The organism is Frigoribacterium sp. CF331 (genome assembly GCF_057787905.1).
Genome location: NZ_CM173545.1, coordinates 2,990,874 through 3,003,692 on the forward strand (window position 1 = coordinate 2,990,874; position 12,819 = coordinate 3,003,692).

General features: G+C 71.6%; 16 protein-coding genes. 10 read left to right on the plus strand and 6 right to left on the minus strand.

What is annotated here, in order from left to right:
* Positions 1–3: 3 nt before the first annotated feature.
* The 4 genes from truB to AC3CCI_RS13895 are packed head-to-tail and all read left to right on the plus strand — an operon-like array spanning position 4 to position 2,765.
* Positions 4–903 carry a tRNA pseudouridine(55) synthase TruB gene (truB, locus tag AC3CCI_RS13880; protein WP_488627541.1) on the plus strand — a complete coding sequence of 300 codons (900 nt, stop codon included), beginning with the start codon at positions 4–6 and terminating at the stop codon, positions 901–903.
* Positions 900–1,268 (plus strand): hypothetical protein, encoded by a 369-nt coding sequence (locus AC3CCI_RS13885; RefSeq protein WP_354592824.1) that lies wholly within the window; start codon positions 900–902, stop codon positions 1,266–1,268. The genes truB and AC3CCI_RS13885 overlap by 4 nt, the downstream gene beginning before the upstream one ends.
* A 46-nt stretch (positions 1,269–1,314) precedes the next feature.
* Positions 1,315–1,818 carry a hypothetical protein gene (locus AC3CCI_RS13890; RefSeq protein WP_354592823.1) on the plus strand — a complete coding sequence of 168 codons (504 nt, stop codon included), beginning with the start codon at positions 1,315–1,317 and terminating at the stop codon, positions 1,816–1,818.
* A 5-nt stretch (positions 1,819–1,823) separates the two neighbouring features.
* Positions 1,824–2,765 (plus strand): bifunctional riboflavin kinase/FAD synthetase, encoded by a 942-nt coding sequence (locus AC3CCI_RS13895; RefSeq protein ID WP_488627542.1) that lies wholly within the window; start codon positions 1,824–1,826, stop codon positions 2,763–2,765.
* 121 nt (positions 2,766–2,886) lie between these two features.
* Here the strand turns inward: AC3CCI_RS13895 and deoC are convergent, their stop codons facing one another.
* Positions 2,887–3,615 (minus strand): deoxyribose-phosphate aldolase, encoded by a 729-nt coding sequence (gene deoC / locus AC3CCI_RS13900; RefSeq protein ID WP_488627543.1) that lies wholly within the window; start codon positions 3,613–3,615, stop codon positions 2,887–2,889.
* 26 nt (positions 3,616–3,641) lie between these two features.
* Here deoC and AC3CCI_RS13905 point away from each other — a divergent pair, with 26 nt between their 5' ends.
* The 5 genes from AC3CCI_RS13905 to AC3CCI_RS13925 all read left to right on the plus strand — a co-directional run bounded on the left by AC3CCI_RS13905 (position 3,642) and on the right by AC3CCI_RS13925 (position 8,289).
* Positions 3,642–5,258 carry an SDR family oxidoreductase gene (locus AC3CCI_RS13905; RefSeq protein ID WP_488627544.1) on the plus strand — a complete coding sequence of 539 codons (1,617 nt, stop codon included), beginning with the start codon at positions 3,642–3,644 and terminating at the stop codon, positions 5,256–5,258.
* The gene (locus AC3CCI_RS13910) at positions 5,255–5,461 is read left to right on the plus strand and encodes a hypothetical protein (RefSeq protein ID WP_488627545.1); all 207 of its coding nucleotides are present in this window, start codon (positions 5,255–5,257) and stop codon (positions 5,459–5,461) included. Before AC3CCI_RS13905 ends, AC3CCI_RS13910 begins: the two co-directional genes overlap by 4 nt.
* Before the next feature lie 79 nt (positions 5,462–5,540).
* Positions 5,541–6,125 carry a GDSL-type esterase/lipase family protein gene (locus tag AC3CCI_RS13915; protein ID WP_354592818.1) on the plus strand — a complete coding sequence of 195 codons (585 nt, stop codon included), beginning with the start codon at positions 5,541–5,543 and terminating at the stop codon, positions 6,123–6,125.
* 3 nt (positions 6,126–6,128) lie between these two features.
* Positions 6,129–6,500 carry a DUF6804 family protein gene (locus AC3CCI_RS13920; RefSeq protein WP_488627546.1) on the plus strand — a complete coding sequence of 124 codons (372 nt, stop codon included), beginning with the start codon at positions 6,129–6,131 and terminating at the stop codon, positions 6,498–6,500.
* A 127-nt stretch (positions 6,501–6,627) separates the two neighbouring features.
* Positions 6,628–8,289 (plus strand): stealth family protein, encoded by a 1,662-nt coding sequence (locus AC3CCI_RS13925; RefSeq protein WP_354593301.1) that lies wholly within the window; start codon positions 6,628–6,630, stop codon positions 8,287–8,289.
* 9 nt (positions 8,290–8,298) lie between these two features.
* Here AC3CCI_RS13925 and AC3CCI_RS13930 read toward each other — a convergent pair whose 3' ends face one another.
* Positions 8,299–8,775 (minus strand): NUDIX hydrolase, encoded by a 477-nt coding sequence (locus tag AC3CCI_RS13930; RefSeq protein WP_488627547.1) that lies wholly within the window; start codon positions 8,773–8,775, stop codon positions 8,299–8,301.
* A 38-nt stretch (positions 8,776–8,813) separates the two neighbouring features.
* Here AC3CCI_RS13930 and AC3CCI_RS13935 point away from each other — a divergent pair, with 38 nt between their 5' ends.
* Entirely contained in the window at positions 8,814–9,647 is an 834-nt protein-coding gene (locus tag AC3CCI_RS13935; RefSeq protein WP_488627548.1) for an oxygenase MpaB family protein, read from the plus strand.
* Between the two features lie 9 nt (positions 9,648–9,656).
* On the opposite strand, the gene AC3CCI_RS13940 is transcribed toward AC3CCI_RS13935, so the two are convergent.
* From AC3CCI_RS13940 to rplU, 4 genes are all read right to left on the minus strand, one after another.
* Positions 9,657–10,625 carry a phosphodiesterase gene (locus AC3CCI_RS13940; protein ID WP_354592814.1) on the minus strand — a complete coding sequence of 323 codons (969 nt, stop codon included), beginning with the start codon at positions 10,623–10,625 and terminating at the stop codon, positions 9,657–9,659.
* Positions 10,626–10,855: 230 nt separating this feature from the next.
* Positions 10,856–12,031 (minus strand): alcohol dehydrogenase catalytic domain-containing protein, encoded by a 1,176-nt coding sequence (locus AC3CCI_RS13945; protein ID WP_354592813.1) that lies wholly within the window; start codon positions 12,029–12,031, stop codon positions 10,856–10,858.
* 125 nt (positions 12,032–12,156) lie between these two features.
* Positions 12,157–12,423 (minus strand): 50S ribosomal protein L27, encoded by a 267-nt coding sequence (rpmA, locus tag AC3CCI_RS13950; RefSeq protein WP_488627549.1) that lies wholly within the window; start codon positions 12,421–12,423, stop codon positions 12,157–12,159.
* A gap of 14 nt (positions 12,424–12,437) precedes the next feature.
* The gene (rplU, locus tag AC3CCI_RS13955) at positions 12,438–12,749 is read right to left on the minus strand and encodes a 50S ribosomal protein L21 (RefSeq protein WP_194594007.1); all 312 of its coding nucleotides are present in this window, start codon (positions 12,747–12,749) and stop codon (positions 12,438–12,440) included.
* Positions 12,750–12,819 lie beyond the last annotated feature (70 nt).

Below are 12,819 nucleotides of genomic sequence, written 5' to 3' on the forward strand. Positions count from 1 at the left end.
CGGGTGAACAGCGGCATCCTCCTCGTCGACAAGCCGCAGGGCATCACCAGCCACGACGTCGTCTCGCGGGTGCGCAAGGCAGCCGGCACGCGCAAGGTCGGCCACGCCGGCACCCTCGATCCGCTCGCCACGGGGCTGCTCGTGCTCGGCCTGAACTCGTCGACGCGCCTCCTGACCTTCCTCGTCGGCCTCGACAAGGGCTACGACGCGACCATCCGGCTGGGCGTCTCGACCACCAGCGACGACAGCGACGGCGAGGTCGTCGCGACCACGTCGGCGGCCGGCGTCGCCGACGAGGCGGTCGACGCGGGCGTCCGGCGGCTCACCGGTCCGATCAGCCAGGTGCCGACCACGGTCAGCGCCATCAAGGTCGATGGCCGTCGGGCCTACGACCTCGCCCGGGCCGGGGTCGAGGTCGAACTGAAGGCGCGCGACGTCACCGTCTCCGACTTCACCGTCCTCGACCGCCGTGACGCCGTCGTCGACGGCGTCACCGTCCGCGACCTCGACGTGCGCGTCTCGTGCTCGTCGGGCACCTACGTCCGGGCGCTCGCCCGAGACCTCGGCGCCGACCTCGGCGTCGGCGGGCACCTCACCGCGCTGCGGCGGACGCGGGTCGGGCCGTTCGAGGTGACCCGCGCCTCCGTCCTCGAGGGCATCGACGTCGCCCCGGCCCTGCTGCCGCCGGTCGACGTGGCCGCGTCGCTGTTCCCGGTGTGGACGATGTCCGCCGCCGAGGCCGTCGACCTGGGGCACGGCAAGCGGGTCGCCGTCGACCTGGCCGACACTCCGGGGCCCGTCGCCGCCGTGACCCCGTCGGGGCTGCTCGCCGGGCTCGTCTCGGTCCGGGGCGGCGCCGCCAAGCCCATCGTGAACTTCCCGACCGACGAGGTGCAGGCATGATCGAGTGGTTCACCTGGGTGCAGGTCGTCGTGGCCGTCGTGGCCGGCCTCGTCTGCGTGGTCGCCTGCTTCATGAAGCGCCAGCCCGACGACATCACCGTCGGCACGGGGGCCGTCGTCCTCGTGCTGCTGCTCGCCCAGCTCGTCGTCGCCGTCGTGGCACCCTTCGTCGGCAACGCCCCCACGGGCAACCTCGTCGAGTTCTACATCTACCTCGTCTCGGCCATCCTGCTGCCGCCGCTCGCCACCGTCTGGGCGCTCGTCGACCGCACGCGCTGGAGCAACCTCGTGCTGGCGACGTCGTCGTTCGCCGTCGCCGTGATGGTCTACCGGATGTTCCAGATCTGGACCGTCCAGGGCCTCTGACGCACCCGGTCGGCGGCGGGCCCGCCGGAGTCCTATCCTTGACGGGATGGTCACTCAGAAGTCAACGCGCGCGGTCGGCCTCGGCCGGGTCCTCATCGCCGTGTACGCCCTCCTCGCCCTCGCCGCCACCGGTCGATCGGTCTTCCAGATCTCGACGCAGTTCGGCGAGGCGCCCCTGGCCTACACGTTGAGCGCGCTGTCGGCCGTCGTCTACATCGTCGCCACCGTCGCCCTGATCGGCCGCGGTCAGGGCTGGTACGCGGTGGCCTGGGCGACCATCAGCTTCGAGCTGGCGGGCGTCCTCATCATCGGGCTCGTGACCGTGCTCGACCCCGAGCTCTTCCCGCACGACACGGTCTGGTCGTTCTTCGGCCGCGGCTACGGCTTCGTCCCGCTCGTGCTGCCCGTCCTGGGCATCCTGTGGCTGCGCCGACAGGGGCGACTCACGGCGTCCGGCCGCGGCGGCGCGGCCGGCGGCGACGTGGTGGGCGACGGCGACGTGGCCGCGGGTGGCGCCTCGTCCGCGACCGACGCGGGCACGACGAGGTAGCGCGCGTGCAGTTCTACGACCGGGTCGGTGACGTGCCGGCCGACTTCGGGCCGAGCGCCGTCACCATCGGCAAGTTCGACGGCGTGCACGTCGGGCACCGTGCCGTCATCGACATGCTCGAGGGGGTGGCCCGCGACGAGGGGCTCGTCTCGACCGTCGTCACCTTCGACCGGCACCCGCTCGCGGTCCTGCGACCCGACTCGGTGCCGGCCGCCCTGGTGAGCAACCGGCAGAAACGCGAGCTGCTCGACACGGCGGGCGTGGCCGCCACCTTGATGCTCACCTTCGACGCCGAGCTGCGAGCCCTCAGCCCCGACGACTTCGTCGACCGCATCCTGGTCGGTGCGCTGCACGCGCGCGTCGTGTTCGTCGGCGACGACTTCCGGTTCGGGGTGCGCGGCAGCGGCACCGTCGACACCCTGCGCGAGCTCGGGGCCTCGCGGGGCTTCCGGGTCGTCTCGATCGACGACGTGCGGCCGAGCGGGGGTCGCCGGGCGTCCTCGACCTGGATCCGCGAGCTCATGGACGCCGGCGACGTCCGCGAGGCCGGGGTGCTGCTCGGCCGCGAGCCGTCGGTGCGCGGCGTCGTGGTGCACGGCGAGCAGCGCGGCCGCGAGCTGGGCTTCCCGACGGCGAACCTGGCTCCGCACAGCGAGGGCTTCGTCCCGGCCGACGGCGTCTACGCCGCCTGGGTGCTGGTGGGCGACACGCGGTACCCGGCTGCCGTGTCGGTCGGCAACAACCCGACCTTCGAGGGGGTGCCGGCCAAGCAGGTCGAGGCGCACCTGCTCGACGTATCGATCGACCTCTACGACCGAGAGGTGACCGTCGACTTCGTCGACTGGGTGCGGGGCAACGTCCGATTCGACGGCCTCGACGCACTGATCGAGCACATCAGGGCCGACGTCGTCCGCACCCGCGAGATCTTGGGACTGCCGACCGCCTGAGCGTCGGGGGGGTGCCCGGTCGGCCGCGTCGAGTGGACGGTGCCGACGCGATCGCCCCGACCGGACCGCCCCGAGGAGGCGCGCGACGCGTCACCGACGCACGCCGTGCCTCCCGGGGGCGTCAGTACGACGTCGTGTCGTCGCCCGCGCCCGAGGCCCGGCCCGTCTCGAGGCGGTGCGCCAGGTCGGCGAGGATCGTGCCGCTGGCGCTCGTGCCGAAGCGCGTGACGCCGAGGTCGAGCATCTCGAGCACCGTGTCGAGGCCGCGGACGCCACCGGACGCCTTGACCTGGACCCGGTCGGACACGGCGTCGCGCATGAGGCGGAGGTGGGGGAGCGTGGCCCCTCCGCCGGCGAAGCCGGTCGAGGTCTTGACGAAGGCGGCGCCGGCTCGTTCGGCGGCCTTCGAGCCGGCCACGATCTGCTCGTCGTCGAGGTGGGCCGTCTCGAGGATGACCTTGACGAGCGTGTCGCCCGCCGCCTCGACGACGCCGCGCACGTCGGCCTCGACCTCGTCGGTCATGCCGCTGCGCAGCCAACCGATGTTGACGACCATGTCGAGCTCGGCGGCCCCGTCGGCGATCGCCTGACGCGACTCGGCGGCCTTCGCGGCGGTCGAGGTCGTGCCGTGGGGGAACCCGATGACGGTGCCGACGAGGACGCCGGTGCCCTCGAGTCGCTCGACGGAGTGCGCGACGTCGGAAGGACGGACGCACACGCTGAAGACGTGGTTGGCGGCGGCGTCGTCGAGGGCGGCGTCGACCTCGGCCCGCGTGAGTTCGGGCTTGAGGATCGCGTGGTCGATCATGCCGGCGACGGCGGACACGGTGGGGAGCTGCTGGGTAGTCATGATGGGGTCCAGCGTAGCTTGGGCCCATGTCAGCGAACACTCCCGACGACCCCTCGCCGAGCACGCCCGTCACGAGCGACACCGACCACGCCGTGGCCTCACGGCGTGTGCTCGTGACCGGGGCCACCGGGTACATCGGCGGTCGGCTCACCCCACGCCTGGTCGCCGCCGGTGCGGACGTCCGGGTGCTGGTGCGGTCGCCCGAGAAGCTGCGCGACGTGCCGTGGTCGGGCGACGTCGAGGTCGTCCAGGGCGACCTGACCGACCCCGCGACGGTGCGTCCCGCGATGGCGGGCGTCGACGTCGTCTACTACCTGGCCCACGCGATGGGCGGCAAGGGCGACTTCGGGCGCGCCGAGGCCGACGCGGCCCACACCGTCGCCGACGCCGCGCGCGAGGCCGGGGTGCGCCGCATCGTGTACCTCGGCGGGTTGCACCCCGAGGGAGAGCTGTCGAAGCACCTGCAGTCGCGCAAGGACGTCGGCGACGTGCTGCTCGCGAGCGGCGTGCCGACGGTGGCGCTGCAGGCCGGCGTGGTGATCGGCTCGGGCAGCGCCTCGTTCGAGATGGTCCGGCACCTCACCGACGTGCTGCCCTACATGCCGGCGCCGAAGTGGGTGCGCAACTTCATCCAGCCCATCGCGGTGCGCGACGTGCTGCACTACCTGCTGGGCGCCGCCGACGTGCCCGACGACGTCAACCGCACCTTCGACATAGGCGGGCCCGACGTGCTGCGCTACGGCCAGATGATGAACGGCTACGCCCTCGAGGCCGGCCTCAAGCAGCGCCCGATCGCCTCGCTGCCCGTCTTCACGCCGTGGCTGGCCTCGCAGTGGGTCAACCTCGTCACCCCGGTGCCCCGAGCCCTCGCCGTGCCGATCATCGCGTCGCTGCAGTACGACTGCGTCGTCCACGAGCACGACATCGACGCCGTCGTGCCGCCGCCCGCCGAGGGTCTGCTGCCGTACCGGCGCGCCGTGCGCCTCGCCCTGCAGAAGGAGCACGACGGCGACGTCGAGACGAGCTGGCAGGACTCCTCGGTCTCGGGCGCCCCGAGCGACCTGCTGCCGAGCGACCCCGACTGGTCCGGCCACACGGTCTACACCGACGACCGCCGGACCGACACGGACGCGCCCCCCGCCGAGCTCTGGAAGGTCCTGGAGGGCATCGGCGGGGAGAACGGCTGGTACTCGTTCCCGTTGGCCTGGTCGGCCCGCGGCTGGATGGACCGGCTCGTCGGGGGAGTCGGCCTGCGCCGCGGCCGCCGGAGCGCGACGAGCCTCCGCGTCGGCGACGCGCTCGACTGGTGGCGCGTCGAGAAGCTCGAACGGGGTCACCTGCTGCGGCTGCGGGCCGAGATGAAGGTGCCGGGAGGCGCGTGGCTCGAACTCACGGTCGACCCGCGTCCCGGGGGCGGCTCGCACTACCGCCAGCGCGCCGTCTTCTTCCCCCACGGGCTCGGCGGCCGGCTCTACTGGTTCGCCATCCTGCCGTTCCACGGCGTCATCTTCTCGGGCATGCTGCGATGCATCACGGCGACGGCCGAGCGCGAGGCCGCCCGGGCCGGGGCCGCTCGGGCCGCCGACCGACGCGCGGACGGTGCCGCGGCCGCGTCGACGACCGACGCGACGGCCGCGGCATGAGCGACCCGCGCCTCCTCGTCCTGTCGGCGGCGCCGTCGCCGCTCTACCCGGCGGGCGACGCGGCCATGTCGCCGGTGCCGCTCTGGCTCGGCGTGCTCTTCGGCGTGCTCGTGGTCGTGTCGTCGTTCGTCGTGCTGCTGCCGCGGGTCCGACGGGCCCTGGATCGCGTGTGGTCCAAGCGCCCGCGGCGCTTCCGGCAGTGAGCCCTCGCGCGCCGGTTCGCCGCTTCCCAGCGGGTGATGGCACGATGGACGCACTTCAGCAGACCACCAGGAGGTCGTGATGACACACCGAGAGACCGTCGCGTTCGTCGGCGACAGCTTGACCGAGAGCGGCGACTGGGCGGCCTGGCTGCCCGACGAACAGGTCGTCAACCTGGGCGTGGGCGGCGACACGGTCGCCGGCCTGACCGAGAGGCTCCACGACGTCGTGGACGCGAACCCGGACTCGGTGGTGCTGATGATCGGCACCAACGACTTCACCGCCCGCCGGTCGGTCGAACAGGTCGTCCGCGGCATCGAGAACCTCATGGTCGCCATGCGACGCGAGTTGCCGGGCACCCGGCTGCTGCTGCAGTCGATCGCCCCGCGGGGCGCCGAGTTCGCTCCCCGCCTCAAGGACGCCAACCGGCACCTGCGGCAGTTCTCGTCGACGGTGCGGGCGCAGTGGCTCGACCTGTGGCCGGCCCTGTCGGACGAGTCGGGCGACGCGCTCCGGCCCGAGTTCGCGGCCGACCACGTCCACCTGACCGAGGCCGGCTACGAGGCGTGGCTCGCCGAGTTGCGTCCCGCCCTCGAGCGGCTCCGCGACGAGCCGCCGATGAGCCGGCCGATCAGCGTCCTCGACGTCGCGTACGACATCGAGTAGGCGGTGCCCACCCCCACCGCCCCCGCGTTCACCCGCCCGGCCCTGGCGCCCGGCCTGCTCGCCGCGGTCGCCCTGCTGGCGGGCACCGCACTGCTCGACTCCGACGTGTTCACGGTCTTCCGGTACGTCGTGTCGATCTTCGCCCTGATCGTGCTCGTCTTCGCCTACCGCGGCCGGGCCTGGTGGGCGCTGCCGCTGCTCGCCGCCGTGGCCGTGCTCTGGAACCCGGTGTTCGTCGTGCCCGTCCAGGCCGAGCTCTGGCAGGGGCTGCAGTTCGTCGCGGCCGCGGTGATGATCGCCGTCGGGGTGCTCGTCAAGGTGCCGACCGAGGGTGCGACGACGTCACGGGGGGCGCCCGCTCGCGGTCGTCGCTGAGCCCCGGGGGGCTCGTGCCCGCGGGGGTCGTCGCGACCCCGTAAAATGCCGAAGGTGCGCCTGCCCGCCCGAGGCCCGCACGGAAGGTTGAGTCTGCATGGCCCCCGAGATGCCCGGTACGTCGGAGATGGTCGGCACGTCCGAGAGCCCTCTGCTGACCCCTCGACACCGAGCCGGCGGTCTCGACCGAGAGGACGTCGTCGTCCGCAAGGGCCAGTTCACCCTGCTCAACGGTCACCTCACGCCCCAGCAGTCGATGATCGAGGACCTCCTGTACATCCGGCGCGTGCTCGACGCGGCCCAGGTGCCGTTCCTGCTGGTCCGGGGCAACGACGTCCGACCGGTGATCGCGGTCGACGCGGTGCACCGTGAGCGATTCACCGCGGCCATGGTCGCGGCCTCGGCGACCGAGCCCTTCTACGCCAAGCCGCGCAAGGGCCAGGCCTCGCTCGTCGTCGAGGGGGGCCTCGAGCTCGAGAACGAGCGGGTGTTCCGCGTCTACCGACCGCGTGTCGAACCCATCGGCCGCCTGCGGTACGGCGCCGGCACCGCCGTCCAGGTCGAGTTCTGGATCATCACCGACGACGAGATCCTGGCCCCGACCGAGAACGCCCTCATGCGGACGACCCTGCCCCGTGACGAGGCGGTAGAAGAGACGGTCGAGCGCTACGGCATCGAGTGGCCGACCCTCGAGCACATGTTCGACGACCACGCCACCGACATCACCTTCGACATCGACATCGTGTTCTCGTGGGTCGACGGCAACTCGGTCGAGTACCAGCGTGCCCGGGCGGCACAGGCCAAGCGCCACGTCGTCGGCGAGGGCGACGACTCGGCAGCCCGGTTCCGCCAGATCGACGAGCTCAAGTACGCCCTGCGGTCGGTCTACATGTTCGCCCCGTGGGTGCGCAACATCTACATCGCCACCGACTCGCCCGTGCCCGAGTGGTTGGGAGACCACCCCCGCGTGCGCGTCGTGCGCAGCGAGGAGTTCTTCAGCGACCTCTCGATGCTGCCGACGCACAACTCGCAGGCCGTCGAGGCGCAACTGCACCACATCGAGGGCCTCAGCGAGCACTTCCTGTACTCGAACGACGACATGTTCTTCGGACGCCCCGTCGCCCCGAGCATGTTCTTCTCACCCGGGTCGGTGACGAAGTTCATCGAGGCCGACACGCGCATCGGGCTCGGGCACAACAACATCGAGCGGAGCGGCTTCGAGAACGCCGCCCGGGTCAACCGACGCCTGCTGCAGCAGCGTTTCGGTCGCGTCACCACCCGGCACCTCGAGCACACCGCCGCCCCGCTGCGCCGCAGCGTGCTGTTCGAGATGGAGCACGAGTTCGCCGACGAGTTCGCCGCGACGGCGGGCAGCCCCTTCCGGGCGAAGGAGAACATCTCGGTCACCAACTCGCTGTACCACTACTACGCGTTGATGACCGGTCGGGCGATCGTGCAGGAGAACGCCAAGGTCAGCTACGTCGACACGACGATGGTCTCGGGCCTGGCCTCGCTGTCCGAGGTGCTCAAGAAACGGTCGTTCGACTTCTTCTGCCTCAACGACGGCAGCTTCCCCGAGGTGACCGACGACGAACGCATGGCGACGGTCACCGACTTCCTCGAGCGCTACTACCCGTTCGCGGCCCCGTGGGAGAAGGACGAGATGCAGCGCGTCGCCCTCGAGAACGCCGAACAGGATCGCCGTTCCCTCGGAGCCGAGGCCGCACAGGCCGGACGCACGGACGAGGCGGCCGGTCCGTCGACGCGGGGCGTCGAGGGCTCGGACTGAGCCCTGGCGTCAGCGGGTCGGGGTGCCGAAGCGGGCGGCCCGTTCGCCCGAGAGGGCGGCGTCGAGACGCCCGAGCATGTCGTCGTCCATCGGCGGCAGGTCGTCGAGGGCGAACCACCGGGCCTCGGTGTTCTCACCGTCGGCGGGGGAGGGCTCGCCCGAGACGTAGCTCATGACGAAGGTGTGGTCGAGGTACTGCGCCCGGTCGCCGTTCGCGTAGACGACCTCGCGGGTCACCCCGATCGACGCGAGGCGCTCCGCGGTGACCCGCATGTCCGCCTCTTCGAGGGTCTCGCGGACGGCGGCGTCGGACGGGTGCTCACCCGGGTCGACGATGCCGGTCACGGGGGTCCAGGCCCCCGTGTCGGCCCGCCGGACGAGCAGGACCTCGTCGCCACGGACCACCACCGCCGTCACGCCGGCCAGCCACAGAGGCGCCGTGCCGATCTTCTCGCGCAGTGACAGGACGAACTCCGGGGTGGCCATGTCAGCACCCTACCGAGGGGCGGCCGTAGGCTGACCGGATGCGACTGCCCTGGACCCTTCACGGCTCGGACGTGCGTCGCATCTCCGACATGGCGGGCGAGGCGGTGCTGCTCGCGGGTGGCGGTCGGGCCATCCTGCTGCAGATCGCGAACCCCGGGGTCGGCCACGGCGTGGCCGAGCACAGCGACTTCGTCGAACGACCGCTCTCGCGCCTGCACGGCACGATGACGTACCTGTACGCCATCGTCTTCGGCACCCCGGCCGAGGTCGCGCAGGTCCGACGCGTGGTGGGCCGGGCGCACCGGCCGGTGCACGACGGCGGGACCTCGTCCGTGCGGTACGACGCCTTCGACCCCGGGTTGCAGCTCTGGGTGGCGGCGACGCTCTACGACTCCGCCGTGCGGCTGTTCGAGCGGGTGCACGGGCCGCTCGACCCGGCACACGCCGAGGCGGTGTACCAGGACTACGCCCTCGTCGGCACCTCGCTGCAGATGCCCCGCGAGCTGTGGCCGACCGACCTCGCGGCGTTCCGTCGCTACTGGGACGAGGCCGTCGAGGGCCTCGTGGTCGACGACGTCACCCGTCGGGTCGCGCACGAGCTGCTGCACCCGACGACGGGCCCGTGGTGGCTGCGGCTCGTCATGCCGCTCGCCCGGCTCGTCACGGCGGGGTCGCTGCCTCCTCGACTCCGCGACGACTTCGGCCTGACCTGGACGGCGGCCACGCAGCGGCGGTACGACGGGGTCATGCGACTGACGGCGACGATCGTTCCGAAGCTGCCCCCGCGCCTCCGTCACGTGCTGCGCGACGCGTACCTCCGGCGGCTGCGGGCGACGATGGCCGCCGAGGCCCGTACCACCGGGGGCGGCTGACCCGTCGCGTCAGAGCGTGTCGATCGGCCCGGTCAGCGCGAGGTCGCGCGGGACGACGGGCACGGGGGCCGTGTCGGTCGCCCGGTGTCGGGGCGCGGCCGGGGCGATGCGGACCCCGGCGACCGCGAGCCGTTCGGCCACGACGTCGGCCGGCACGTGCTCGCCCACGGTCTCGTAGGTGCCGATGGGCACCACCGAGTGCACCACGGTGCCCTCGTAGACGTGCACCAGGTTGAACGCCTGCGCGCCGTCCCGGCCGCGGGTGCCGCCGCCGGCGACGTTGAGGTCCTGCGTGTAGCAGGTGGCCGAGGCGACCGAGACGGGCACGCCCGCGAAGGTGGCGTTGGTCGAGTAGTGCAGGTGCCCGGCGATGATGGACCGGACGTCGCTGCCCTCGACCACCTCGGCCAGCGCGGCCTGGTCGCGCAGCTCGACGAGTGTCGACAGGTCTTGCACGCTCGGCACCGGCGGGTGGTGCATGGCGATGATGGTGCCGTCGGGCGCGTCGGTCGAGAGCTCCTCGGCCAGCCAGTCGAGCTGGTCGCCCGACAGGCGGCCGAAGTGGTGCCCGGGGACGCTGGTGTCGAGCGTGATGACCCGCAGGCCGTTCACGTCGTAGACGAGGTCGACCGGCCGCTGCGAGGGCAGCTGCCCGAAGAGTTCCGACCGGAAGGCACCCCGCTCGTCGTGGTTGCCCATGGCCCAGATGACCTGGGCGCCCAGGCGTTCGGCGACGGGCTCGATGAGCGCGCGCAGCTTGCGATAGGCGTCGGGCTCACCCTTGTCGGCCAGGTCGCCGGTGAAGACGATGGCCTCGGGCCGACCGGCGGACGCCTCGATCTCGTCCATGATCTGACGCAGTCGGGCCTCGCTGTCGACCGCGCCGTAGAGGTCGCGGTCGCCGCCGACGAGGTGCGTGTCGCTGAGGTGCAGGATGAAGTGGTTCGGCCTGGGGTGTTCGGCCGTCCGGAGATCCATGGTTCTCTCATTCGATGTCGCCGACGGGGGCTCGGGGCGAGACCCTCGTTGTTGATTCGTCACCAGTCCATCACCCGGATGCCATGAAGGTGGTGAACGTGCGTGCGCGTTTCGGTGAACGGTCGACGAACGGCCGCCGCCACGGTGGACGAAGGTAGCTCAGCTCACGGGACGACGCGACCCCCAGGAGGCGGGGGTCGCGTCGTGAAGGCCGCTGACGTGTCGAGGCGTCAGGGCTTGAGGACGACCTTGATGCAGCCGTCCTCCTTGTTCTTGAAGACGTCGTACATGGCGGCCGCTTCGGAGAGGGGCACCGGGTGGGTGACGAGGTCCTCGGTGCCGAGCGGGTCGGAGGGGTCCTCGACGAGGGGCATGAGGGTGTCCATCCACTTCTGGACGTTGCACTGGCCCATCTTGAGGGTGATCTGCTTGTCGAACAGCGTCAGGAACGGCGTCGGGTCGGCCGTGCCGCCGTACACGCCGCTCAGCGAGACGGTGCCGCCGCGACGGACGATCTCGAAGGCGAGGTGCATGGCACCGAGGCTGTCGATGCCGGCCTTCTGCATGACGGCCTGACCGATCGAGTCGGGCAGGGCCGCGGCGAACTTCTGCACGAGGCCGATGCCGGCGTGCTCGTGCGCCTCCATGCCGACGGCGTCCAGGACCGAGTCGGGTCCGCGGTCGTCGGTCATGCCCTTGACGACGTCGGCGACGTCCTTCGTGAGGTCGAGGGTCTCGATCCCGTGGCGCTCGGCCATGGCGCGACGCTCGGGCACGGGGTCGATGCCGATGACGCGGTAGCCGCGGTACTTCCCGATGCGCGAGGCGAACTGGCCGACCGGACCGAGCCCCAGCACGACGAGGGTGCCGCCCTCGGGCACCTGTGCGTACTCGACGCCCTGCCACGCCGTGGGCAGGATGTCGCTGAGGAAGAGGTAGCGCTCGTCCGGCAGGTCGGCGCCGACCGTGACGAGGTTGGCGTCGGCGCGGGCGATGCGCAGCTGCTCGGCCTGCCCGCCGGGCACCTGGCCGTAGAGCTTGCTGAAGCCGTAGAGGGTGGCGCCCGAGTCGTACTCGGTGACCTGCGTGGTCTCGCACTGCGAGAAGAGCCCCCGGTCGCACATGAAGCAGTGGCCGCAGGAGATGACGAACGGGACGACGACGCGGTCGCCGACCTTGATGCGGCTGACCTCGGAACCGACCTGAGTGACGACGCCCATGGTCTCGTGCCCGAGCACGTCGCCCTTGTCGAGGAACGCGCCGAGCGCGTCGTAGAGGTGGAGGTCGCTGCCGCAGATCGCCGCCGAGGTGACCTTGATGACCGCGTCGGTGGGGTCGACGATCGTGGGGTCGGGGACGTCCTCGACGGAGACGTTGGTGACGGACTGGTAGGTGAGTGCCTTCATCCGTCCCGTCTACGCGCACGCACGCCGTGCCTCCTGGACGAGGGGTACACCGGCCACGGAAAAGCCTCGGGGCGGCCGGGCGTGTGCCCGACCGCCCCGAGGCGGATGCTGCGTGACGTCGTCGACTAGACGATGGCCGTCTCGGCCGCGACGATGTTGACGACCTTGCGGCCGCCCTTGGCGCCGAACTGGACCGAGCCGGGGGCGAGGGCGAACAGGGTGTCGTCGCCGCCGCGGCCGACGTTGACGCCGGGGTGGAAGTGGGTGCCGCGCTGGCGGACGATGATCTCGCCGGCGAGCACGACCTGGCCGCCGAAGCGCTTCACGCCGAGGCGCTGTGCGTTCGAGTCACGGCCGTTGCGGGTGGACGATGCGCCCTTTTTGTGTGCCATGTGGTGTCAGCCCCTTAGTTGGTGGTGATCGAGGTGATCTTGACGCGGGTCAGGTCGGCACGGAAGCCCATGCGACGCTTGTAGCCGGTCTTGTTCTTGTAGTTCTGGATGACGATCTTCGGGCCGCGCAGGTCGTTCAGGACCTCGCCCTCGACCGTGACCTTCGCCAGGTCGTCGCCCGAGAGGATGGTGTCGCCGTCGACGTGCAGGACGGGGACGAACGAGACGGTCTCGGCGGTCGCGGCCTTGAGGCGGTCGACGGTCAGGATGGTGCCGACCTCGACCTTCTCCTGCCGACCACCGGCGCGCACGATTGCGAAAGCCATGGGAACTCCAAAGATGTGGGGGGTGTGACGCCCGGACTGCCGGACGACGTCGTGGTGCCGCGAGGGCAAC